Below are 23,587 nucleotides of genomic sequence, written 5' to 3'. Positions count from 1 at the left end.
GCCAGAGGCTTGTTCAGTGCCACACAATGCGCCCGAGCGGGCGCGCTCTGCGCAGCTTCGCTGCGGCAGAGCAAAAAGAAGCGAGGTCGGACGCATCGGCGCTTCGCAGCGTCGGCATGTTCCGCTGTCCGTCAGGACAGCGGAACCACCTCGTCGCGGAACACGTACAGGTACACGTCTTCCAGCGTGGGATCGAGCGCCCGCGCGCCGGCCACGGGCGGCTCGTCGGCCACGACGCGCGCCACCGCATGCCCGTCCGCGGCGTAGTGGACGTTGCTCACGCAGTTCGTGGTCGCCAGGTCGTCGGCGCGCCGCGCGTCCACATGGCACTCCCACACCTTGCCCGTCACCGTCGCGACGATGTCCGTCGGCGCACCCTGCATGATGAAGGAGCCGGCGCGCATGACGAGGATCTCGTCGGCGACGTACTCGATGTCCGACACGATGTGCGTGGACAAGATGACGATCTTGTCTTGCGCGAAGCTGGCGATGAGGTTGCGGAACCGCACGCGCTCCTTCGGATCGAGGCCGGCCGTCGGCTCGTCGAGCACGAGCACCGCGGGGTCGTTCAGCACGGCCTGCGCGATGCCCAGGCGCTGCTTCATGCCGCCCGAGAACGTGCGGATCTTCGCTCGCGCCACGTCGGCGAGCCCCACTGTCTCCAGCAGTCCGAGCGAGCGGAGGCGCGCCGCGCGGCGGTCGAGCCCCTTGAGCGCGGCCAGGTAGCACATGAAGTCGAGCGCCGTGAAGTCGGGGTAGTAGCCGAAATCCTGCGGGAGGTAGCCGAGGCAGGCGCGGTACTCGTCGCCGAGCATGCGCACGTCGCGGCCGTCGAAGCGGATCTCGCCGGAGGTGGGGCGCAGCACGTCGCACACCATGCGCATGAGGGTGGTCTTGCCCGCGCCGTTCGCGCCCAGCAGGCCGTACACGCCGGGCTCGAGCCGAGCCGACACGCGGTCGACCGCGATCTTCGATCCGAACTGCTTGGTCAGGCGGTCTATCGTCAGGTCCATGCCATGCTCCTTGTCATCGTAGGGTCGTCGGATTCGCGAGGAACTGCGAGGGTTTGCGGGAGTCGCGGTGCGCGCGGGCCACCGCCCCCGCGGGGCTCATCGGGGCGTCGATGCGGGCGCGAACACGTCGAGGCCGGCCGCGATGCTGCCGAGCCACGTGCGCACTTCGCGCGCGGCCCAACCGAGCGAGCCGACCGCCACGAGCGCCCACGCCCACGTCGACGCCTGGGCGTATGCGTCGGGCGCGAGGGCGTGCACCGCATACGCCCCCGCCATCACGAGCAGCGTCCACACGCATGCTAGCGGCAACGCCTGCGAAGAGGGGAAGCGGCGCGCAGCGAGCAGGGCGCCCGCGCACGCGAGGAAGTAGGGCACGCATGCGTGCACGAGCGACGCGAAGGGATCGGCTCCCAGCGCGATCGGCGCCGCGAGCGCGATGGCCGTGACCGCCACGACGTCCGAGCACCCCAGCACGATGAGCCGCGCCAAGGCGACCGCGCGGCAATCGAAGCGGCAGGCGTACTCGAGCTCGGACACGCGGTGCGTGGCGCTGGCCAGCAGGTCGGGTAGGCCTACGAGCACCGTCGCCGCCGCCAGCATGCCCGAGACGACCGAGAAGCCGCGTGCCATGCCGCTCGACGGCAAGCAGACCGCCGCCATGATCGCCACGAGCGCAAGCTGCGCTGCCCACACGCGCGGGTGGATGAAGCGCGCCTGAACGGCCACGAACCCGGCGAACGTCATCCCGCCACCCCGCTCGCCCGCCGGCCGCTCCGACGCCACCGCCGCGCGCACGGCCGCGAGAGTCGCCGCCTTCGCCTCCGCGTCCGGCGCGCCGCGCTCGGCGCGATAGTGCGCCCGCAGCGCTCGCTCCACGTTCCGCTTGCTTTTGCCACTCATGCCTCGCTCCTTCCTTCCAAGCCGCGCCGCACCTCCGCGAGCGCCCGATTGAGCCGCCGGTTCACCGCGAAGCGCGACACCCCCAGCACGCTCGCGATCTCGCCCACCTTGAACCCTTGGTCGAAGCGCAGCTCCACCACCTCGCGCAGCTCAGGTGAGAGCGCCTCCACGAGCGCGCCCACCTCGCCGCCCACGACCGCGGAGGCCGGATCGGCATCAGGCGAACCGTCGGGCACGTCCACGTCGAGCGGCCCAACGGGCAGCCGCCGCACCCGCGCGGCGTCGATGCAGAGGTTGCGCGCGATGGTGAAGAGGTACGCGAGCGGCTTGCCCTCGACCGGCGAGCGCCCGCTGCGCACGAAGCGCAAAAACGTCTCCTGCGCCACGTCCGGCGCGTCGTCCAAGGACGGCGCGTGCCGCCGGCAGTACGCCAGCACGTCGTCGTAGTGCTCCTCGACCAAGCGATCGAACGCCTCTCCGTCCCGCAACCGATTCTTCAAGCCCCGCTTCACCTCCTCTGCCCTGTATAACGAATCCTACCCGCGATCCGTGCGGGTGCCGGTGAAAAAACCCGGATCGCCTGCCCCCCCCCAACGAGCCAACATCCGGCGGCGGAACCAGACTCCCCCTTGACCCTCACGCGGCGTGAGGCCGTAGCATGGGGAACGCACCCGACAGAAAGGACACCTCATGAACGTGCAACCCGTTCGCTCCGACGCAGCCTACCGCGCCATGATGGCCGCGCCCGCCGGCAAGCGCGGCGACCTGTACCGCTACGAGCTCATGGCCCCCTTCAAGGAGAAATGGGACTGCTACCGCGTGCCGCTCAAGGCGGCGGAACCCGGCGGCTACGACGTGGTCATGGCCAGCGAGATGCTCGGCATTCTGCCGCCCGCGCAGGTGGACGAAAGCCGCGCCGAAGCCGTGCGCCTCCTCGGCAACGACGTCTTCTGGGACGCGTGCCGGCGCTCCGTCGAGCGCTCGCTCTCGCGCTTCGCCGCACGCGGCATCGAGCTTCCGCGGCAGGACTACCGCTTCACCGTGCTGCTGGCGAACCCCGGCCACCCCGTCGTGCGCGCGAGCGAGGGCTACTGCGGCGACGGCGGCATCCCCGGCTCGATCCTCGCCTGGCTCGACCCGAACGAGTCGACGATGCGCCGCCTGCCCGCCGCGCTCGCGCACGAGGCGAACCACAACGTGCGCTTCCAGTTCGTGAAGTGGCGAGACGACATCACGCTCGGGGAGATGCTGGTGAGCGAGGGCCTGGCCGAGAACTTCGCCGTGGAGCTGTTCGGCGAGGAGCTGGCGGGGCCGTGGGTCACGCGCACCACGCCGGAGGCGCTCGCGCAGGTGAAGCCCCTCGTGCGCGCGGGACTGGAAGCACAGGGCCTCGCCGAGCTGTCCGCCTACCTCTACGGCGACGAGACGGCCGCGCTCATGGGCTACCCCACGCGTGGCGTGCCCTACTGCGCCGGCTACGCCTGCGGATACCACCTGGTGAGGCGCTTCCTCGACGAGACGGGGGCCGACATCGCGGAGGCAACCCTCCTGCCCGCCGCCGACATCCTCGACGCCGCCCGCGGCTTCTGGGAATAAAGGCGTTCGGCTGCAAAGTCCTCGAGTTTTGCACCCTTGCGTAGCCGAAACGGCCCCGAAAATGCAATGTACGCGAGTTATGCACCCATCCTGCGCTCCCTATCGAGGGTTGCGCAAATCGCGACCTGGGCTTTTACGAACAGCGTCGCTTGCCTCAGTGCAAGAATCCCCCATCAACGCCAGCGCAAGGGTGCATAACTCAACGACATTGCATTCTCAGGCCTATTCCCCTCCTGCGGGCTCCACCCTCAGGCCGCGCGTGAGGAACGGAGGGAAGTCGTCGTAGGCCTCCGGCGGAACCGACCGCGGATCGGCCGCAGCATAGTTCGGCGCAGGCGCGGCAGCGACGCCTGCGAATCGCACGGGCACGCCCAGCGAAGTGTAGAAGCTCTGCCCCTTCTGGATATGAAAGTGCAGGTGCGGATGCGAGCTGCAGCCCGAGCTTCCGCAGAAACCGACACGCTGCCCACGTTTCACGTGCCGGCCCGCCTCCACCAGCACGCCGCCCGGCTTCAGATGGCACAGGCACGAGAACTCGTCATTCCCATGGTCAATGAGAACGTAGTTGCCGCGAATGTCACCGCCGCCGAAGTGCACCGTCTCATCAAGCATGATCTGCGCATTCGGGCACGACGTCCCCACTTCCGCCACGACGCCGTCGGCGGGCGCAAGCACCGGCAAGCCGTAGCAGTAGTACGAGGCGGGATCGGCCGGATCGGCGTCGGGTGGGCAGTTGCGCCCCTCGTCGTCGAGCACCACGAAGTCGTAGGCGTAGCGCTGGGTGAGCACGCCCCACGAATGCGACGTCTCCTTGTCCACGCCGCCGTTGAACACCGTCCACGCGCCTTCGAACGGCAGTGCGTACTCCGCCTGCGAGGCTCCCTTGCGCTTGTCGGGCTCCTTGCCGTTGTAGCGAACGGCCATTGCCATGAGCCCTCCGACCTGCTTCGCCGACTGTAAAAAGAGCGCGGCCTTCTTTCCCACGACGACCCCTTCCCGTCAGCGCTGCAGCGGACGGTAGAGGGCGCAGTTGTTCGGCGTCTCGTACATCTCCACCTGGGACACGGGAAGTCCCTGCTCCGCCAAGCAGTCGCAGAAGTAGCGCGCCAGGTTCTCCGCCGTGGTGCGGAAGGGCAGCAGCGTCAGACTGAATCCCTCGGATTCGAGGGCCGCCAGCGTGGCGTCAGCGAGCGAGCCTTCCTCGACAAGGAAGGTGTGATCCAACTCCTCGGCCAATTCGCGTACCGCGCGCTTGAACACGCCGAAATCGAGCACCATGCCCTTCATCGTGCCCTCGGTTTGCAGGTCGTCGACCGCCAGATGCACCACCACGCGCCAACGATGGCCGTGCAGATTCTCGCACTTGCCGTAATAGTCGGTGAGAAAATGGGCCGAGTCGAAGCTGGCCTCGGTTTTCAGTCCGTACATGGTGGCTCCTTCGCCGCGCCGTGTCGTTCGCCGTCATGATAGCACACGGGGTCAAACCTCATAGAACGAATGTTTCACGTGAAGCATTCGGACTTTCGGCGGTGCCGAAGAACCTGTCCCCGGCACCGCCTGTCTTCGTTACCCGCGCCTCGCGCGCACGACGACCACCTGGTGCGGCCGCAGCTTGACGGCGAGCAGGTCCATGCCGTCGGCAGACGTTACGAGCCCCTCTTTCGCGAGGTCCGCAAGCCTCCTTCGCGCAAGGCCCAGTTTGGCCCGCAACACCTCGGCGAGCCGGATGCCCGCGAGCCCCTCGGCTTCTATCTGCACGCAGCAGTCTTCACCGTCATCAGGCACATCGCCTTCGACGACGAAGTTGATCCGACCCCGCCGCGCGCCATTGCTTTTGAGCAGGCCTGTATCGAGTGCGCACGCGAGGGCCAGGTCCGCGTCGTTGGCCATGAACCGCTCGAGCCGTTCCCGGCCGATGCCGCCCGGACGACCGCAGCTGATCACGGCGCAATTCCATACGCTTCCGCACGTGGCACACCGGTAGATGAGCCACACATCCAGGCGCTTCTTCTGGGAGTTCACGCGGAACCGGCCCGTCGATTCGAACCTTGCCTCAGCACCGCAGGTGCCGCAGGGACGCAGAGCGGCTGGCGCGGAGATCGCCTCCACGCGCCACCGTATCGTTTTCATGATGGTTGCTGCCTTCCTTCGCATTCCGAATACGTTCGAATAGGAAGGCGAGCGCAGGCGGCACCACGCCGTTGTTCAGCTTTTTCATTGGGAAAGCCTCTCTTGTTGTGTGATCGTTCAACCGTATGAGCCCGTCACGAAACAACCGCACATCATGTGCAGGCGGAAGAGGACGGACTCGTCGCAAAACGGCCGCGCACTGCGCAGCAACGAATTCGACGGGATGGTTCGCGTGATTTACCGGTTGGGAGGAACGGTCATACGAGGGGCCTTTCGATAGGAGTACGGACTTTGTCGCCCAACGTGCGAGACATCGAGCGGATGAGGACGCATCTTACCACACTCGCTCGTTTCTCCCGCTCGTTTATGTCCAGGAGCTCGCGTCGAGCCGGGCGACGGCGCATAATGCGCCGACATCTCGACCGCGGCATGCGCACCATTGCGGCGTGCTCTCTCCTGCAGCATGCGCTCTATTGCCGAATGTGCTCTATTGCCGAATGTGCTCTATTGCCGAATGTGCTCTATACCGCCGCGAGCGCCTGATCGACGTCGGCGATGAGGTCCTCGGTGGCCTCGATGCCGCACGACAGGCGGACGAGGTCGGGCGTGATGCCGGCGGCCGCCAGCTCGTCGTCGTTCATCTGGCGATGCGTCGCGTTGGCCGGATGCAGCACGCAGGTGCGCGCGTCGGCCACGTGTGTGGCGATCTGCGCCAGCTTGAGGTTCGCCATAAACGTCTCGGCCGCGGCGCGCCCGCCGGCCACGCCGAAGCTCACCACGCCGCTGGCTCCGTTCGGCAGGTACTTCTGCGCCAGGTCGTAGTACGCGTCGCCCGGCAGGCCCGGGTAGCGCACCCACGCGACCTTCGGATGCGCGGCCAGGTGCTCGGCCAGCGCGAGGCCGTTCTTGCTGTGCTGCGCCATGCGCAGGTGCAGGCTCTCCAGCCCCAGGTTGACGAGGTAGGCGTTCTGCGGCGACTGGATAGCGCCGAAGTCGCGCATGAGCTGGGCCGTCGCCTTCGTGATGAACGCGCCTCCCAGCCCGAAGCGCTCGGTGTAGGTCACGCCGTGGTAGCTCTCGTCGGGCTCGCACAGGCCGGGGAACTTGTCGGCGTGCGCCATCCAATCGAACGTCCCGGAGTCCACGATGGCCCCGCCCACGCTGGCGCCGTGGCCGTCCATGTACTTCGTCGTGGAGTGCGTCACGATGTCGGCTCCCCATTCGATGGGGCGGCAGTTCACCGGCGTGGGGAACGTGTTGTCCACGATGAGCGGCACGCCGTGCGCGTGCGCCGCGGCGGCGAAGCGCTCGATATCGAGCACCGACAGCGCCGGGTTCGCGATGGTCTCTCCGAACACGGCCTTCGTGTTCGGCCGGAACGCGGCCTCCAGCTCTTCGTCGGCGCAGTCGGGCGCGACGAACGTGCATTCTAGCCCCATGCGCTTCATGGTGTTCGCCAGCAGGTTGTACGTGCCGCCGTAGATGGCCGAGCTGGCCACGACGTGGTCGCCCGCCCCGGCGATGTTGAACACGGCGAAGAAGTTGGCTGCCTGGCCCGACGACGTGAGCATGGCCGCCGTGCCGCCCTCGAGCTCGGCGATCTTGGCCGCCACGAAGTCGTTCGTGGGGTTCTGCAGACGCGTGTAGAAGTAGCCGGATTCCTCCAAGTCGAACAGGCGGCCCATGTGCTCGCTTGTGTCGAACTTCCAGGTGGTGGACTGGTAGATAGGAATCTGGCGCGGTTCGCCGTCGCCGGGGCGGTAGCCGCCCTGCACGCAGGTGGTGCCGATGGATTCGCTCATGGGTGCTCCTCGCTCGCTGGGGTACGGCGCTATGACCGCATTATTATAACGGCAGCGCCTTCTCACCGGGTAGCAGGGTCTTTCCGATACCTTGCTATATATTGAAGTGATTGCTAGGTGATCGTATTTTAACCTATCCTCTCAACACACCCCGTAGAGCGAGAAGCGGCTGCCGGCACGGCGAAACACCGGCAGTGGCGCCTCTACCAGCCCTTGCCCTCGGGCACGATGCTGTCGGGCACGAGCCCGGCCTCCACCTCGCCGATCACGCGGTCGAGCACGTCGAGCGCGCGGTCCAGCTGCTCGTGCTCGATGACGAGCGGCGGCTGGAAGCGCAGCACCGATTCCGCCATGCAGATGATGACCACGCCCTCCTCGAACGCGCGGTACACCACCTTGAGCGCGTCGAGCGCGCACTTCTCGCCCGTCTCCGGGCGCACGATGTCGATGCCCAGGTTGAGCCCGATGCCGTGCACGCCGCCCACGATAGCGTGGCGGGCGGCCATGTCCTCGAAGCGCTCCTTTGCGTAGGCGCCCAGCTCGGCGCCGCGCTCGAGCAGCCCCTCGCGCTCGATGACGTCGATGGTGGCGAGCGCCGCTGCACAGCACACGGGGTTGCCGCTGGTGGTGAAGATGTGCGCCGGGAAGCTCAGGCTGTCCATGATGTCGGCTTTGCCCACGATGGCCGACAGCGGCAGGCCGCTGGCCAGCGACTTCCCCACCGACATGAGGTCGGGCTCCACGCCGAACTGCTCGATGCCCCACCACTTCCCCGTGCGGCCCATGCCCTGGTTGATCTCGTCCACGGCAAACAGGATGCCGTGCTCGCGGCAGAATGCGACGAGGGCGTCCACATAGGCCTGCGGCGGCACGATGATGCCAGCGTCGCCCGCGATGGGCTCCATCACGATGCAGGCTATCTCGTCGGCCGGCAGGTACGTCTCGCACATCTCACGCAGCGGACGCATGAAGTGCTCCGCCTGCTCCGGCTCGCTCAAGTGCCCCACGCCCGCGCTCTGCACGTCCGGGTACGGGATGTGGTAGATGCCCGGCAGCATGGGCCCCATCTTGCGGCGCATCCCCAGGCTGAGGGCCGAGAGCGTCATCGAGCCGTAGGTGGAGCCGTGGTAGGCGCCCAGGAACGACACCACGTAGGGACGCCCCGTGTAGGCACGCGCGAACTTGATGATGGCGTCGTTGGCATCGGAGCCCGATGTGCCGAACACCACCTTCTTCGGCGTGTCGCCCGGCGCGATGGCCGCCAGCTTCTCCACCAGCTCCACCTCGGGGGCATGGTAGAAGTAGGCCGGCGAGCATTGGATGACCTTCTGCGCCTGCCCGCAGACGGCCTCCACCACCGCCGGATGCGAGTGCCCCACGTTGGCCGACGTGGCCGCAGCCAACAGGTCGATGTACTCGTTGCCCTCCACGTCGTAGAGCAGCGCGCCGCGCGCGTGGTCGACCACCAGATCGTAGTAGGGGATGCGCGCCGTGGGGCCCATACGGGCGCGGTCGCGTTCCACGTAGTCCTGCGCGCGTGCGCTATCGATTTCCCGATAAGTCAAGTCGATTCTCCTTGATGCCTGTGTTGCCTGTTTCCTGTGATGCCTGTTCCGATAGCGCCGTCTGCGTCGCCGCTCGATGCAGCCGCTCGCAGCAGCGGTGCGATCCGAGTTCGCGCCTACCGCTCGGTCCCCCGAGCTTCATGGATGCGCCACCTGATCAGCTGCACGACGACCACCACGATGAACAGTGCGCCGAAGTAGCCCACGAACGGGTAGATCAGATTCACCAGCATGCCGAACGGCAGCTGACCGCCCATGAAGATGATGGCGCACAGAAGTGCAATGAGAAACTGGTACTTGCGCTTGTCCTGCTTTTCGTCCACGAACTGATTGGCGACCGTCCACACCATGGGCACGGCCGTGTTGTAGATCTCGGCCAAAAGCACGATGGCGAACAGGAGTCCGACGATGGGAGATACCTGTTGCGCCAGATAGAGCACCGGCACTTCATAGGCCGACACTTCCCCGTACATGGACAGGAGCGCCAGATTCAGCAGGAGCGCGCACACGCCCAGAGCCGCGCCTCCCAGCGCGCCGCCCACTATGGCTTCTTTGCGCGAGTCGGCCTCAGTGCCCATTTCCGACATGAATGGAACGCCCGCCAAGATGTTGTACGCCACGTACATGAATGCGCCGAGCGCGAACCAAGAGGCGCCCGAGCCCACACCGTACACGACCGAATCGCCCGCCGCGGCAACAGCCGCATCGGCCTCGGCAAGCCCTCCCGCATGGGTGGCGAGCGCGTAGGCAGCCAGCGCGATGAGGAACACGATGGTCACCGGGCCGATGGAGCCTAGAATGTCCACGATGCGCCGCAGGCCGAACAGCGCGCTGACCAAGACGAGCAGCGCCATCAGACCGCTGCCCACAATCTGCGGCACGCCGAAGTACTGGTTGAGTGTGGCGCCTGCGCCCGACACCATGATGATGCCCACGAGAAAGCAGAACAGGATGGTGAACCACTCCATGAACGTGCCGAGGTACCTGCCGCAGAACGTGCGGAAGGCCGAGAAGTCGTCGGCCCCTTTGTGCTTGAAGCCGTAGTCCAGCAGCACGCCGCTCATCACGGCGAACAGCACGATGGCGATGACGCATCCGACGATGCCCAACGTGCCATACGCAGCGAAGAACTGCATGGCCTCCTGTCCCGAGGCGAATCCCGACCCGATCAGCGTGGCGATGACCGCGCCCGCGAACTTAATGACGGCGACCGGCCGCACCGCCCGCGCCTTCTGCTCTGACGCCATAGCCTTCCCTTCTCTTGAGCCGCCTCCGATGCCCGAACGCGGCGTCTGGCGGCAACCAGGCGGTCGGGCATCGGACGCGGGCGCATGCAGCCCCCTGAGCAGCACGCGCGCATTTTGACAACGTGCACAAATTGTACCGCTCATCACCGCTACCGGCGAGAAAAAGAGCGCGGAGAGGCGATCCGCCGCGTCGCGTACCGTTGGTCTGCAGAGTCGCCGGCGCTATACGAGGACGCCGTCGAGCGAGAACTCCACGCACTCGGGAAGCCGGTCCCGGTAGGAGACCGTCTGAATGCGCCAAGGATGCACACGGTTGTCTTTTTGGCGAATGACGTCGAATCCGCGCCGTTGGAAAAACGAGAGCGTCCGATCCGACTCGCGCACAAGATCGTTGCCGAACAGCTCGCCCATGATGCCCCGGCAGCCATACCAATCCGCAATCAAGTACAGGACCTCGATCGCAAAAGTGCCGCACCCTATGCCCTCGGCGACAACCGAAAGGTCGATGATGCGCAGATGGTCGTCGTCGTGATCGTCCTCGTTGAGCGTCACGTCGGCCACGACGGTGGCGACGGCGTCCGCGCTGGAATCATCCTTGGTGCGAATGCTCAGGTAAAGCTGGGCACGATCGTATCCGAGCGGAGCGTACTCCGGACGGCGGCGCAGCGTGCCCGCCAAAAAGCAGTACAGCGTGCGCTCGCCGACGTCTTTCGTCGCAATGAGCTTCTCGATTCCGGCCACGAAGCCTCCTTCTTCCAGCGCCGCTTCTTTCCGGCGTCCCATCCGGCGGGCGCCATGCACGGCGTTTCAGAAGAGTATCCTACCCGTTTTTTCTATCGGAATCCTCCGGCAATTCGCATGGAACGACCGATTTGCTATGATGAAGACGCCGACATCGCAGCTTCGCTTCGCAGCAGCCGCGCAGAAAGGATGCACATGCCCATCAGGATCCCCGACTCGCTGCCCGCAACCGACGTCCTCGAGAGCGAGAATATATTCGTCATGACCGAATTCCGGGCCATGCACCAGGACATTCGCCCGCTCAAACTCGTCTTGCTCAATCTCATGCCCACCAAAATCGTCACCGAAACGCAGATAATGCGCAAACTGTCGAATACGCCGCTGCAAATCGAGATCGACCTCATGCAGACAGCCAGCTATACGTCGAAGAACGTATCCGCTCAGCACCTCGACACTTTCTACACCACCTTCGACGACATCAAAGACGAACGCTTCGACGGCATGATCATCACCGGCGCCCCCGTCGAGCTGCTCGATTTCGAATCTGTCGATTATTGGGACGAGCTGACGCAGATCATGGCATGGTCGACCACGAACGTGCATTCGACGCTGCACATCTGCTGGGGCGCGCAGGCCGGCATCTACCACCACTATGGAATTCCAAAGTACGAACTGCCCGCGAAGCTGTCGGGCGTGTTCGAGCACGAGGTGGTGAAGCCCTCGTCGCCGCTCGTGCGCGGGTTCAACGACTTCTTTCTCGCACCGCACTCGCGCTTCACCGAGGTGCATGCGGCCGACATCGAGGCTCACCCCGACCTGGAGCTTATCGCCGTGTCCGACGAAGCTGGCGTCTATATCGCCAAAAGCACCGACAGCCGCAACTTCTTCGTGTTCGGCCATCCTGAATACGATGCCGATACGCTCAAGCGCGAGTATGATCGCGATGCGGCAAAAGGCCTCGGCACCCCGGTGCCACAGCACTACTTCCCCGACGACGACCCCTCCCAAGAGCCGCACGCAACGTGGCGCGCCCACGCGCAGCTTCTCTACACGAACTGGCTGAACTACTACGTCTACCAGACCACGCCCTACGATCTGGCGCGCGTGGGTTCGGAGGACGACAACGGCCCGGACGATCGCAATGCCGATGCGCGCGCCTGATGCGGGCGATCCGGCAAGCCGCGAGCATGCCGATCGCAAGGCGACGAACGGCGGAGGACCGGAGCCGCGCTACCGGTTGCGCCCTGTGACCACGCCGGCGCCTTCGAAAACCGGGCCGACGGACAGCCACGACGAAGCAGAACCAGCCTTTTCGTCGACTCAGAGTGCGGCAGGTATCGGTTTCGAGCGCGCACCGGGGAAGCGCGATCCGTTCCTGCGTCCCGCAGACGAAGACGACGACGGCTACGACCCGTTTTCCGATCGCCCACCCGCTCCCGAGCCCGCCTTCCAAGAAGATCCCTGGCGCTAACCGTAGCCCGCTCCTGCCCGCAAGGTCGGAGCATGACGCGAAACGCGCGAGGGCGCCGCTACAAGAAGGCCCCGCGGGTTTCCGATCGGAAGCCTGCGGGGCCTTGCATACTCGAACGGCCGGATCCCGCCCAAACAGCCAGGATGACCGAGCGGCGACTAGCTTTGCGCCTTGTACTTCTTCACGAGCTGGCGGCCGGAAATATAGTCCATAACCTCGGTCGTACCGCCGGCCATCTCGTAACCGCGCAGATCCTGCCAGATGCGAGCGGCGCGGAGCTCCTTGGTATAGCCGATCGCTCCGTAGATAGCCAGCGCGTGGTCGGCGACCTCGGTCAAATTCTGGCAAGCATAGCTCTTGAGCAGAGCGGACTCGAGGCGCGTGGATTCGCCGCGATCGAGCATATCCACCACCTGATACAGGCGCAGGCGGACGTTCTGCAGGATGTTCTCCATGGCCACCAGGTGATCCTGGATGGCGCCCAAATGCCCGATGGGCTTCTGGAAGCAGATACGCTCGGAACAATAGGCGCCCGCGTCGTTCATGACGGCCTGCGCCTGGCCGAGCGCCTGCGCGACCACGAGGCAGCGCTCATACTCGAGCTTCTTCATGAGAAGCTTCCAGCCCATGCCCTGCTCGCCGATGCGCATGTCTTCGGTGAGCACAACGTTGTCGAAGAAACAGTCGACGAAGGGAATGGTCTGCTGGCCCACCTTGTCGAGATGGCCGATGGTGTAGCCTTCGATATCGTTCGGCACCAGCCACAGGGAGTACTGGTCGTTCTCGTAGGCCGGGCTCTCGTCCTTGGCAATGACGACCGTGTATAGAGACAGTCCGGACAGCGTCGCCCAGGTTTTCTGGCCGTTCAACAGGTAGGTTCCATCGGGCTGCTTGACGGTGATGCAGGTCATAGCGTTGTTGTCGGAACCGGCGGCAGGCTCTGAGATGGCCGTGGAGGCCACGCAGGTGCTCTCGCGATTCTCGATGGCGTCCATAATGAGTTCCTGCTGGGCCTTGCTGCCGAAATCGATGACGTCCGTGATGGAGTTCGTGTCGGTAGTGAACGGCAGTGCGGTGCCGGTGAACTCGTGCAGCTTCTCGGTCAAGATGATCTGGGTGAGCTTGCTGCACGGCACGCCGCCCACCTCCTCGGGAAGGCCAAGGTGCATGAAGCCGGCCTCGCGATAGGCCATGGCCGCTTCGAGGCTGATATGGTGATCGACCTCGTAGGCCTGCTTCACCGCTTCCTCAGTGAAGTAGCGCTCGGCATACTCGCGTGCGCTTTCGATAAAAAGCTCCTGGTCATCGGTTAGTTGAAAGTCCATGTGATCCCCCATCCTGGTCGGGTAGCCGCAACGGATCGTTTCCGAATCGCCCAGCTCTCGCGTGTCGACGAGGCGATTCGAATCGGAGCGTATCGTCGAGATTCAGTATAGGACGCATCAACGTCGCTGTGTTATTCAAGTTTTTCATTCTTTAGGGGCTCATTCATTTGTCAAATCGATTCTTGTATGAACGGAATCGATTGAATAGAGCGATCCTAGCCGACTGCGAGAGCAAGAAATGCTTCAGCCGACAGCTCATCGAAACCGCGGACGGCAATATCGCAGAGCGCTGACAGCTCGTCATAGCTCCCGGCGAGATCGCAGTCGTATATGCCCGCCGTTCGGTACCCCGCCGAGCGAAGCGTGCGGATCGCATAGATCGAGTCCTCGAATCCCCAGGTTGTTTTGAGCGGCGTTCCCATGAGGTTGCGCGCACGATCGTATACGGCAGGCTCGCGCTTGGACGCCCCCACATCGTCGACCGAGACGATCGCCCGCAGATAGGGCGCGAACCCGCAGCGCTCGAGGCCGGCGCGCAGGTAGGATTGCGGACTGGACGACGCGACGCTGAGAACCGCGCCGCGCGCATGCAGCTCGCGTACGAAGGCGAGCGCCCCGGGACGCTCGCACGACCGCTCGCGGTAGTATGCCAGCATGAGTTCATCGATCAAACCCACCACCTGCTCGGGCGAAGTCCCCAAGCCGAACCGGCCGTGGAAGAACGCGCCCGCCTCGGGGATGGTGAGCGTGGCAAGCTCCGCGCTGTCGGCTGCAGTCAGCGCGACGCCCGCTCGACCGGCCAGCTCATCCTCCACTTCGCGCCAAACGTTCATGGAGTCGAGCAGCGTTCCGTCGCAATCGAACACAATGCCAATGGATGAAGCGCGCATACCGCGTCCTCTCATGCACCGGGCGACCCGAAGAGTCTCGCGACCGGAGGCCGCCCGCCTCCCGTTTCGTTCATCAAGCTTACCAAAGATGATGGATGGTGCACAGCAGACGCAACCGCCTCGCGCGAAGCCTACAGAAACCGCTCCTCGAACTGCGCGATAGGCATCGGACGACCGATAAGGAAGCCTTGCGCGCGCGTGCATCCTACCGAGCGCAGCGCATCCAGCTGCTGCACTGACTCAATGCCCTCGGCCACCGTCTCGATGCCCAAATCGGCGCAAAGGCCCACGAGGCCCTTGATCACGGTGAGCGAATGAGCGTCGTTGCCAAGACCCCAGACGAGTGTTTTATCAAGCTTCAGAACGTCGAATTCGAGCTGCACGAACAGAGCATAATTCGCGTTATCGACGCCAAAATCGTCGATAGCCACACGGAATCCGCGCGAGCGCAGACCGTCTGCCACTTGCCGCAGCAAGTCGTCGCTCCGCTCGCGCGCCGACTCGGTCAACTCGACCTCGATGAGCGACGGATCGAGAGCGTATCCGCTCACCGTGTCAGCCAGGCGGTCGACGAAGCCGTCGTCGCTCGCGGTCAGGCGCGAGAAGTTCACCGAGACCGGCACGACGGCGCGCCCTTCGCACTGCCAGCGAACGAGCGTTGCGCAGGCACGGGATAGCGCGAAAAAATCAACGCTTGATATCTCGCCCATATCCTCGAGCGCAAGCACGAATGATGTCGGCAGCGCAACCGTGCCGTTCGCTTCGTCGATGTAGCGAATGAGGGCCTCGGCGCCTACGATCCGATCCGTACGGCTCGACGATTGCGGCATGAGATAGATGTCGAATTTGCCTTCCTCGACCGCTCGCTGGGCACCGCCTTGACACAGCAGACTGCCCACCGCCGCATCCGAGGCAAGGTCGACCCCGAGCGCAACTGCGCGATGCCTTCCCCGTTTCGCCCGGCGCATACGGTCTCCCGCCATGTCGAGCACGGCTACCGTGCGATGGCAATTCTCCTGCCAGGCCGTTCCCACCGAAGCCGGCAGATCCCTGTCGGCGAACTGCACCGTCAATTGGGTTGCAAGCTCTGAGAAGCGTGCGTAGTCGACGTGTTCAACCACGGCGCAAAACTCGTCGTCTCCGATCCGATACACGCGGTCGAACACGCTTTTCATGGTCTTGGCGATGTTCTGCAGGATGCCATCGCCAGCAGCCCTGCCCCACTCGCAGTTCACCAGCGCGAGCCCGTCGGCATCTGCAAGCACGATACCGAGGCGTCCGAACTCGCCTTGATCGTAGTCGCGGTGAAAGGCTGCACGCGAGCGTACGCCGGTCAGCGTATCGTTCCAGATGAGTTCGGCCACCTTGCGTTGCGCTTCGTCGCGCTTCATGCGAGCCGTCACGAAATGGGCCAGTCCGAGAAGCAGCGTCACAACCACGTCGAGGCGTCCCCCGAGCCGTGGGTTCTCCACGCCGATGCAGCCGATCAACTTGCCGTTGTCCACGAGCTGAACCGCAACGAGCGAGCTAACGTGCCGCTGGAGCAGCATAGAGCACTCTTCGGCATTCCCGCTCTCCCGCAAGCTGTCGATGTCGTCGATGACCATGGCTTCGCCCACCGCGAATGTTTCCACCCAGTTTTCAATAAGCGACACGGGGATATCCTGGAAATGATCCTTATGGGTCTCTGCCTGATCGTTGCACCACTCGCGCATGTTCGCCACGCGGGCGCCCTCAAGTTCGAACACGTAGGCGCGATCCGCGATGAAAAACGTTCCGAGGCGTCGCAGCACCTCGTCGAACGCAAGGTACAGATCGTCATCGGCCTCGAGTATACGAATGCAGTCCACGATCATCGCACTCGCGTCCACCATGAGCGCGAGCGCCATCTTCTCGTTCTCGCGCTCGGTTATATCGAAGGCTATCTCCAGGCGCGCCAAGACGCCATCCCAATCTATGAGCTTGTCGCGCAGCACATAGTGGCGGTTCGTCACCGGGTTGGTGGCTTCCCACTCGAAGAATTCCTCGGTATTCAGCAACTGATTCGTACAGAACTCGCAAGGAGCTTCGCGGCCCTGCAGCACCCGATAACACGGCTCGTGCTTCTCGACGGCCCGATCTCCATACACGGACCTGCCCGCCTTATTGAGATAAAGCAACTCGTGCGTAGCCGGATCGCACACATAGACCAGCTCGGACAGGCCGTCAAACAGCGCATCGACCATCGCCTTCATCTCGCCTTGCCGCCCCTTCTCGCCGAATTCTTGTGCGAACGGCAGATAGTTCCTCTTGGATTCTAAAGAAACAAGCTTCCGATCGCGCTCGAGCCGGCGCGAACCGGCTTCATACATCCTTCTGAGAAGAAACTATACACGCAAGCTCAAGGGGGATACAAGAAAAAACTTATCGACACCCCCCTGAGTTTATCCTGTTCAAACAGCTTTTTTTGCCCCGTATCGGTCGTAGTAGGCATCGAGCGCAGCCTTCACTTCGTCGTCGATGACAACCTTGCCCTGAACCTCGCGATTATGCAGATACGTGGTCACCTCGGTCATGTCCACGATGGACGCCGTGGGAAACCCGTAGCGCTCCCGCACCTCGTCGAGTGCGCAGATTTCGCCGCCCTTGCCCACCTCCATACGGTTGAGCGATACCATGAGGCCCTTCACTTTCACGTCTGCCTGCGACATGAGAATGGGATGCGTCTCCTCGATGGATTTGCCGGACGTAGTCACGTCCTCCACCATCACCACTCGATCGCCGTCGCGCAGTGCCGAACCGAGCAGAATGCCCGTGTCCCCGTGATCTTTGACCTCCTTGCGGTTGGAGCAATAGCGCACTTCGACGCCATAAAGCTCGTGGATCGCCATCGTGGTGATCACCGACAGCGGAATGCCCTTGTATGCCGGCCCGAATACGACGTCGAAATCCAGTCCGAAGCTATCGTGGATTGCGCGAGCGTAGAACAGTCCGAGTCGATGGAGCTGATCGCCCGTCACATAGGCGCCCGCGTTCATGAAGAAGGGGGACTGCCGTCCGCTCTTCAGCGTGAACGAACCGAACTTGAGCACTTCGCTCTCGACCATGAATTCGATAAAATCCTGCTTGTACTGCTCCATGGACCATCCCTTCTCCTGATGACGCATACGGCCGCCACGCTCCCAGCGCGACGGCCGTTCTATGATACCCGAATACGATTGCGTCCGGCGCCGGTTCGCGCTACTCGATCCAGCCTTTCGCCTGCCAAGCGGTCGCTTGGTCGATATCGTGTCCGAAGAACACTTCGGCTTGGTACGTTTGCTCCATGATCTTAAGCAGCTTGAGGTTTTCAAAGAACTCGTCGTCCGTCTCGTTGATAGCGCCGCCGGGAGGCAGCTGCTGCTCGTAGGCTTCGCGGGTGTACACGGTGTCGGAGCAGAAGATCACCCAGCCGCCGTCCAGCTTCACGCGCATGCCGACAAGCCCGGCGGTGTGGCACTTCTGGACGAACAGAACTAGATCGTCCGCGAGCTTCATCCCCTCGTCCGGCACCGGTTGGAATGAGATGCCCGGAAGGCAGTACAGGGGCCGGATGTAGGCGCCGGAAATGCCGCCCGGAGCCGTATACGCTTTGTACAGCGCATCGTGCAGCTCCGTTTCCGACGCCATGACCTGCCCGCCGGCGCGCGTTCCCTCGAAATGCCGCAGCCCGCCTGCATGGTCGAAGTGCAGGTGCGAGAGGATCAGCAGATCGATATCGTCGACCGTAAGCCCTTCTTTCGCCAACGCCTCTTCGATGCCGACCAGCTTCGTGATCGGATAGGTGGCCTTCATATCGTCGGAATACGTGGCCTCCCACGCTTCGTCGTTGCCGGTATCGTACAAGATACGTCCCAGCTCGTGATGCTCGATCAGCACCGCTTGCGCCGGCGAAACGATCATCGCGGCCTCGTCGGGCGTGCGCACCAGCTCCTTTTTCGAGAAGGTCATGTTCCCCAAGTCCAAGACGCGCACACGGGTCTTTTTCATCGCCATCGCTCCCCTTCCGATCCGCCATCGCTCTCCCGCGCCAAACGCCCGACACAGGCGTGCGCCCGGCGCGCTGCCGCCTAGTCCTCTACGCGGATGAGGCTCGGTTCATCGCGCAGAATGTCGTCCAATTCCGCAATCTCGGCCAATACGTCGCGGACGCTCTTCTCGCACGCGGTATGCGTGACGTACACGAGATCCACCGTGCCGCCCTCTTTTTTACCACGCTGCACCACCGAGTACACGCTGACGTTGTGCTTGGCGAATACGCCCGCCATGGCGGCTAGCACGCCGGAGCGGTCGGCCACTTTGAAGCGAATGTAGTACTTGGTCTTAAGATCGTCCATCGGCACGATGGGAAGCTCGTCGGTACAGGTGCAGCCGACGATGGGAGCGATGCCCTGCTGCACATGGCGTGCCACCTCCAGCACGTCGCCCATCACAGCGCTGGCAGCTGGACCGGCGCCCGCGCCCTCGCCGAAGAACATGGTCTCGCCCACGGCGTCCCCCACCACGTAGATGGCATTGAATACGCCGTTCACCGTAGCCAGCTGATGGGAGAGCGGCAACATGGTGGGATGTACGCGCACGTCGACGCCTTCGTCGGTGCGATGCGCGATGGCGAGCAGCTTTACGCAGTAGCCCATATCGCGTGCGGCGTCCAGATCCATGGTGGTGATGTTGCGGATGCCTTCGGTATGAACCTCGCCCATGGTCACGCGCGAGTTGAACGCGATGGATGCGAGAATGGCGATCTTTGCAGCAGCGTCGAATCCATCCACGTCGGCTGTGGGATCCGCCTCGGCAAAGCCCTTCTCCTGCGCCTCCTTGAGCGCGGCGTCGTAGCTGAGGCCGTCCTCCACCATGCGCGTGAGCATGTAGTTCGTCGTACCGTTCACGATGCCCATAACGGAATCGATGCGGTTCGCGATAAGAGAATGCTTCATCGGATCGATGATAGGGATGCCGCCGCCTACGCTGGCCTCGAACGCAATTTCCTTGCCCGCCTCATCCGCCAGGCGCATGACTTCTTCGCCGTAGGTGGCCATAAGCGCCTTGTTGGCCGTGACCACATGCTTGCCGGCGCGCAGAGCGCCGCACACCACGTCGCGCGCGACCGTCGTGCCGCCGATGAGCTCGATGACGACGTCGATGTCGGGGTCGTTTAGAACGTCTTGAAAGTCCTGCGTGAAGATATCCTCCACCCCGTGGGCGATCGCCTGCTCGGGGTTGCGCGAGCACACCCGCACCAGTTCCACGTCGATACCGTAATGACGCTTGAAGTCGTCGCGATGGTTCCTCAGAATGTCAATGCATCCGCCGCCCACCGTGCCGGTTCCCACGAGCCCCAGTTTAACCGTCATCTGCCATTCTCCTTACATTGCGTGCCGCGCCTTCGGCCCACATTGTACCCCATGTGCTCGGCAGCATGCACAGGCATCAGAATACCGACAGGTTGCGAAACGCGCGAACAGCTCGTGCGCGGGATGCGCGCCGCGAGAGGTTCAGCTCGGGGGCCTACACATCCCTGCTCATGAGGTCTTCATACGTCTCCCGCCGCGTGGTCACGCGCGCCTCGCCGTCCTTCACGAACACAACGGCCGGCCGCGGCTGACCGTTGTAGTTGCTCGCCATAGTGTAGCAGTACGCGCCCGTGCCGAAGACTGCGACGATATCGCCCAGGTCAGCGTGCTGCATCGGCATGTCGATGACCACGGCGTCGCCGCTTTCGCAGTGCTTTCCGGCAATGGTGACGATCTCGGTGCGCGGCTGGCCTGCCTTGTTCGCAATGACCGGCTCGTAATCGGCGTGGTACAGCGCGGTGCGGATGTTGTCGGACATGCCGCCGTCCACCGCCACGTACTTGCGAATGCCCGGCAGCGTTTTCAGGATGCCCACCGTGTACAGCGTCACGCCCGCGGTGGCCACGAGGCTGCGGCCCGGCTCGGTGAGCAGGCATGGCTCGGCCACACCATGCTTCGCGCACGCGCCGCGCACGGCTGAGGCCACCGTTTCGGCGAACTCCTCGATAGAAGCCGGCTTGTCGTCGACCGTGTACGCGATGCCGAGGCCGCCGCCCACATCCAACTCCTCGATGCGGTAGTCGTACTCCTGCTCGATGCGCGCCATGAGCTCCACCATGACGTCGACGGCCTCGGGGTAGGAATTCAGCGAGAATATCTGCGAGCCGATGTGGCAGTGCAGCCCCGCCAACCTCACGTTCGGGGCCGCCAGCACGTCCTTCACGCACCCGAAGGCGAAATCCTCGCGCATGGTGAAACCGAACTTCGAGTCTTCGCATCCCGTGCGGATGTACTGATGCGTGTCGGCCTCGACGCCCGGCGTGATGCGCATGTAGATAGCCTGCTCGACGCCCAGCTCGCCGGCGATCTCGGAAATGCGCCCGAGCTCGATGCGGCTGTCGACGATGATGCGGCCGACGCCCGCCTGGATGGCTTCGCGCAGCTCGCGCGGCGTCTTGTTGTTGCCGTGCATGAAAATGCGCTCGGCAGGAAAGCCTGCAGCAAGCGCGATGGCCAGCTCGCCGCCTCCCGACACGTCGAGGCACAGCCCCTCGTCGGCCACGATGCGTGCAGCCTCCTTATTGAGGAACGCCTTGCTGGCGTATACGATGCGGGAGTTCCCATAACGACTGCGGAACGCCTCGCGATAGGCCTCCATGCGGGTGCGCATGTCCTGCTCGTCCATGACGTAGAGGGCTGTGCCCATCTCGCGCGCCAGCTCCACCATGTCGACGCCGCCCACGTACAGGCGATCGTCCTTCACCTCGGCGGTCAGGGGCAGCACCGCGCCCAGCTCCATGGCTGTGCGATTGTCCGGTTGTTTGCTCTGGTCAGCTGCGGGTAGGGCCATCCTCTTCTCTCCTTCCGCCTAGTTCGCCCACCCGCAACCCGCGGAAAGGCGCAGGAAGAGGGTGTCGAACGTCGTCGATTGGAACCTATCCTATCAGCCTAGCCCGCGCCGTATGCCCGGCAGGAACATTCTGGACAAAAACTGCGTCCGAGCGCACGGCGAACGCCTTCCTCCGAGCGGCTGTGCATGCGGTGCGGAGTGCACCAGGAGCCGGAGCGGACGCCGGCCGCTTCGAACACTCCGATTCGATTCGAACATCTCTGATTCAATCTGCATGCGACACGGGAATGTGACGTATACTGATGCAATCATCCTCAAGGAAGGAGAATTATGTCTGGACAGGAACCCTCTATCGACCGGTGGCTGGCTGAAGCAAAGCAGGATCCGAAGGCCTCCCAATGCGGCATGTTCCTCACCCATACTGGCGTGGTGCGCGTGACGCCGAAGCGGCAAGTACGCGAAGGCGCCAAAGGTCTGGGCGACGTGGCGCAGATCGAGTTCTCCTACGATGCGGCCGGCGTCGACGCTGCCGTCAAGGAAGCGCTCACCTGGCCCGGCGTCTACTACGTGCGCGTGTGGCTGAACGAGGGAACGTTGAGCGTGGGCGATTCCATCATGTACGTGCTCATCGGCGCCGACATCCGCCCGAACTGCATCGACGCGCTGCAGAAGCTGGTTGGAAAGATAAAGAATGACCTGGTGGTGGAGACGGAGATCTACGCATAACGCGAGCTTCCTTTTACACACCTCTCGAATTCGCAATCATTTCAGGCCCCGTTCCGGTACCCATGCCGAGACGGGGCCTGCATTCTTAGGGCGGCGGCTGACGACGCTTCAACGGTCCGGCAAACGCCCGGCGGCACTTCCAACCCTGCGGGTACACCCCATCGTCTTTCTTCTAGAGTAATCGCACTCTATTCGCAAGCGCGCCGCAGATGCGATGCGCGCACGAGAAAAGAAAGGCGGCATGTATGGGAAAGTTCAAACGCTTTTGCATGATCGTGTTCGTCATTGCTGCCGTGCTGGGCATCGGCGTGCTCGCAGCCCTCTGGTTTGCATGGGAACCGCTGTTCCCCGCCATCGCGTGGCTCATGAGCATGCCTTGGTTCTACGTCGTGGAAGGCGTGCTGCTGGGCATCACGGCGCTCGGCCTGCTCGTGGTGCTCATCAGGGCCATCACTGCGCCGGGCAAGAACTCCCGGCTTGAGCAGGAACGCGACAACGGCAGCATCTCGATCACGCAGAATGCCATTCAGTCCACGGTGAAGCACGTCATCGAAGGCCACCGCGGGCTGGTGACGGACAACGTGAAGGTGGATATCACCAACCGTCATGATCCGCGCATGTCCATCCACGCCAAGATCGATCCGGGCCGCAACGCGGAGCTGGGCGAGCTGGGCGCAAAGCTGCAAGACGAGATCGCTGCGACACTCGAGGCATTCACGGGATATCCGGTCGATTCCGTGCGCATCACGTTTGCCGGAGACGCGGATGTGGTCACTCCCGCGTTCACGCAGCAGGCAAAGGCTCAAGCCAACAGCACGCCGCATATGCAGCCGTCGAAGCCCATGCCCGTTCATGCCGCGAAGTAAGGAGGTGCGCGCATGACTCAATCAGCAATGAACATGAAGTCCGGCGTCCGCTCGGCGCAAAAAGGTCAGCAAGGACCTTCGAGCCGACCGGCCGACACGCCTTCCGACGTCATCGCGAACGCCGCGTCCGAGACGAAACAGAATCGCGGCGTCTACGCCAGCATGAAGCAAGCCGTATCGCCCTATGTCGAGCGCCATAGCCATGCAGTGCTCTACGGCATCCTCGGCTTCATCGCGGCGGCCCTCATTCTCATCGTTGGATTCTGGCCGACCGTGTTGTTGGCGGTATTCGCCGCAATCGGAACCATCATCGGCAAATATCGCGACGGCGACCGCACAACGCGCGAGCAGATGCGGAATTTTCTGGACCGTTTCAACTAGCACCCCGCAAGCGGCGACGCACGGCAGCACGGCCTTTCGGCGCGTTGCCAGT

The 23,587-nt window shown here is 63.7% G+C and carries 23 protein-coding genes; 6 read left to right on the top strand and 17 right to left on the bottom strand.

Annotated elements, in window-relative coordinates; translation table 11 throughout:
* Positions 1–131: 131 nt before the first annotated feature.
* From C2L71_RS05335 to C2L71_RS05325, 3 genes are all read right to left on the bottom strand, one after another.
* Positions 132–1,013, bottom strand: coding sequence for an ABC transporter ATP-binding protein (locus C2L71_RS05335; RefSeq protein WP_103264744.1), 882 nt, complete (start codon positions 1,011–1,013; stop codon positions 132–134).
* A 96-nt stretch (positions 1,014–1,109) separates the two neighbouring features.
* The gene (locus C2L71_RS05330; protein WP_103264743.1) at positions 1,110–1,913 is read right to left on the bottom strand and encodes a hypothetical protein; all 804 of its coding nucleotides are present in this window, start codon (positions 1,911–1,913) and stop codon (positions 1,110–1,112) included.
* Positions 1,910–2,413 (bottom strand): RNA polymerase sigma factor, encoded by a 504-nt coding sequence (locus C2L71_RS05325; RefSeq protein WP_103264742.1) that lies wholly within the window; start codon positions 2,411–2,413, stop codon positions 1,910–1,912. The genes C2L71_RS05330 and C2L71_RS05325 overlap by 4 nt, the downstream gene beginning before the upstream one ends.
* Before the next feature lie 190 nt (positions 2,414–2,603).
* On the opposite strand from C2L71_RS05325, the gene C2L71_RS05320 reads away from it, so the two are divergent.
* Positions 2,604–3,509: a DUF2268 domain-containing putative Zn-dependent protease gene (locus C2L71_RS05320; RefSeq protein ID WP_103264741.1), complete on the top strand. Its 906-nt coding sequence runs from the start codon at positions 2,604–2,606 to the stop codon at positions 3,507–3,509.
* Positions 3,510–3,731: 222 nt separating this feature from the next.
* On the opposite strand, the gene C2L71_RS05315 is transcribed toward C2L71_RS05320, so the two are convergent.
* The 7 genes from C2L71_RS05315 to C2L71_RS05285 all read right to left on the bottom strand — a co-directional run bounded on the left by C2L71_RS05315 (position 3,732) and on the right by C2L71_RS05285 (position 10,994).
* Positions 3,732–4,493 carry a M23 family metallopeptidase gene (locus C2L71_RS05315; RefSeq protein WP_103264740.1) on the bottom strand — a complete coding sequence of 254 codons (762 nt, stop codon included), beginning with the start codon at positions 4,491–4,493 and terminating at the stop codon, positions 3,732–3,734.
* Positions 4,494–4,508: 15 nt separating this feature from the next.
* Complete coding sequence (locus C2L71_RS05310; protein ID WP_103264739.1) at positions 4,509–4,937, bottom strand: 6-pyruvoyl trahydropterin synthase family protein; 429 nt, start codon at positions 4,935–4,937, stop codon at positions 4,509–4,511.
* Positions 4,938–5,075: 138 nt separating this feature from the next.
* Positions 5,076–5,639 (bottom strand): DUF1062 domain-containing protein, encoded by a 564-nt coding sequence (locus C2L71_RS05305; RefSeq protein WP_103264738.1) that lies wholly within the window; start codon positions 5,637–5,639, stop codon positions 5,076–5,078.
* A gap of 521 nt (positions 5,640–6,160) precedes the next feature.
* Positions 6,161–7,441 carry an O-acetylhomoserine aminocarboxypropyltransferase/cysteine synthase family protein gene (locus tag C2L71_RS05300; protein WP_103264737.1) on the bottom strand — a complete coding sequence of 427 codons (1,281 nt, stop codon included), beginning with the start codon at positions 7,439–7,441 and terminating at the stop codon, positions 6,161–6,163.
* 203 nt (positions 7,442–7,644) lie between these two features.
* A complete protein-coding gene (locus C2L71_RS05295; protein WP_103264736.1) occupies positions 7,645–9,006 on the bottom strand; it encodes an aspartate aminotransferase family protein in 1,362 nt (453 codons plus the stop codon).
* Between the two features lie 116 nt (positions 9,007–9,122).
* Positions 9,123–10,253 carry a YkvI family membrane protein gene (locus C2L71_RS05290; RefSeq protein ID WP_103264735.1) on the bottom strand — a complete coding sequence of 377 codons (1,131 nt, stop codon included), beginning with the start codon at positions 10,251–10,253 and terminating at the stop codon, positions 9,123–9,125.
* A 222-nt stretch (positions 10,254–10,475) separates the two neighbouring features.
* Entirely contained in the window at positions 10,476–10,994 is a 519-nt protein-coding gene (locus tag C2L71_RS05285; RefSeq protein WP_129588473.1) for a hypothetical protein, read from the bottom strand.
* A 195-nt stretch (positions 10,995–11,189) separates the two neighbouring features.
* Here C2L71_RS05285 and metA point away from each other — a divergent pair, with 195 nt between their 5' ends.
* Both metA and C2L71_RS05275 read left to right on the top strand, forming a co-directional pair.
* Entirely contained in the window at positions 11,190–12,155 is a 966-nt protein-coding gene (gene metA / locus C2L71_RS05280; protein ID WP_103264733.1) for a homoserine O-acetyltransferase MetA, read from the top strand.
* Positions 12,142–12,465, top strand: a complete 324-nt coding sequence (locus tag C2L71_RS05275; RefSeq protein WP_239926393.1) for a hypothetical protein — start codon at positions 12,142–12,144, stop codon at positions 12,463–12,465. The genes metA and C2L71_RS05275 overlap by 14 nt, the downstream gene beginning before the upstream one ends.
* Before the next feature lie 158 nt (positions 12,466–12,623).
* On the opposite strand, the gene C2L71_RS05270 is transcribed toward C2L71_RS05275, so the two are convergent.
* The 7 genes from C2L71_RS05270 to lysA form a co-directional block, all read right to left on the bottom strand.
* Positions 12,624–13,790 (bottom strand): acyl-CoA dehydrogenase family protein, encoded by a 1,167-nt coding sequence (locus tag C2L71_RS05270; protein WP_103264732.1) that lies wholly within the window; start codon positions 13,788–13,790, stop codon positions 12,624–12,626.
* 215 nt (positions 13,791–14,005) lie between these two features.
* A complete protein-coding gene (locus C2L71_RS05265) occupies positions 14,006–14,680 on the bottom strand; it encodes an HAD family hydrolase (RefSeq protein ID WP_103264731.1) in 675 nt (224 codons plus the stop codon).
* Between the two features lie 131 nt (positions 14,681–14,811).
* Positions 14,812–16,914, bottom strand: a complete 2,103-nt coding sequence (locus tag C2L71_RS05260; RefSeq protein ID WP_103264798.1) for a bifunctional diguanylate cyclase/phosphodiesterase — start codon at positions 16,912–16,914, stop codon at positions 14,812–14,814.
* Positions 16,915–17,112: 198 nt separating this feature from the next.
* Positions 17,113–17,799, bottom strand: a complete 687-nt coding sequence (pyrE, locus tag C2L71_RS05255; RefSeq protein ID WP_103264730.1) for an orotate phosphoribosyltransferase — start codon at positions 17,797–17,799, stop codon at positions 17,113–17,115.
* A 100-nt stretch (positions 17,800–17,899) separates the two neighbouring features.
* Positions 17,900–18,688, bottom strand: coding sequence for an N-acyl homoserine lactonase family protein (locus tag C2L71_RS05250; RefSeq protein WP_170042439.1), 789 nt, complete (start codon positions 18,686–18,688; stop codon positions 17,900–17,902).
* Positions 18,689–18,768: 80 nt separating this feature from the next.
* The gene (locus tag C2L71_RS05245; RefSeq protein WP_103264728.1) at positions 18,769–20,052 is read right to left on the bottom strand and encodes a homoserine dehydrogenase; all 1,284 of its coding nucleotides are present in this window, start codon (positions 20,050–20,052) and stop codon (positions 18,769–18,771) included.
* A gap of 154 nt (positions 20,053–20,206) precedes the next feature.
* Positions 20,207–21,562 (bottom strand): diaminopimelate decarboxylase, encoded by a 1,356-nt coding sequence (gene lysA / locus C2L71_RS05240; protein WP_103264727.1) that lies wholly within the window; start codon positions 21,560–21,562, stop codon positions 20,207–20,209.
* Between the two features lie 330 nt (positions 21,563–21,892).
* Here lysA and C2L71_RS05235 point away from each other — a divergent pair, with 330 nt between their 5' ends.
* The 3 genes from C2L71_RS05235 to C2L71_RS05225 all read left to right on the top strand — a co-directional run bounded on the left by C2L71_RS05235 (position 21,893) and on the right by C2L71_RS05225 (position 23,535).
* Positions 21,893–22,288: a molybdenum cofactor biosynthesis protein MoaE gene (locus C2L71_RS05235; protein ID WP_103264726.1), complete on the top strand. Its 396-nt coding sequence runs from the start codon at positions 21,893–21,895 to the stop codon at positions 22,286–22,288.
* A 245-nt stretch (positions 22,289–22,533) separates the two neighbouring features.
* Positions 22,534–23,154 (top strand): alkaline shock response membrane anchor protein AmaP, encoded by a 621-nt coding sequence (gene amaP, locus C2L71_RS05230; protein ID WP_103264725.1) that lies wholly within the window; start codon positions 22,534–22,536, stop codon positions 23,152–23,154.
* Between the two features lie 12 nt (positions 23,155–23,166).
* Positions 23,167–23,535 (top strand): DUF2273 domain-containing protein, encoded by a 369-nt coding sequence (locus tag C2L71_RS05225; RefSeq protein WP_103264724.1) that lies wholly within the window; start codon positions 23,167–23,169, stop codon positions 23,533–23,535.
* The last annotated feature ends 52 nt before the right edge of the window (positions 23,536–23,587 follow it).

The organism is Enteroscipio rubneri (assembly GCF_002899715.1).
In the GTDB taxonomy this organism is placed as follows: Bacteria; Actinomycetota; Coriobacteriia; order Coriobacteriales; family Eggerthellaceae; genus Enteroscipio; species Enteroscipio rubneri.
The sequence above is the reverse complement of the archived record's forward strand: the minus strand, read 5'-3'. Positions and strand labels throughout refer to the sequence as shown.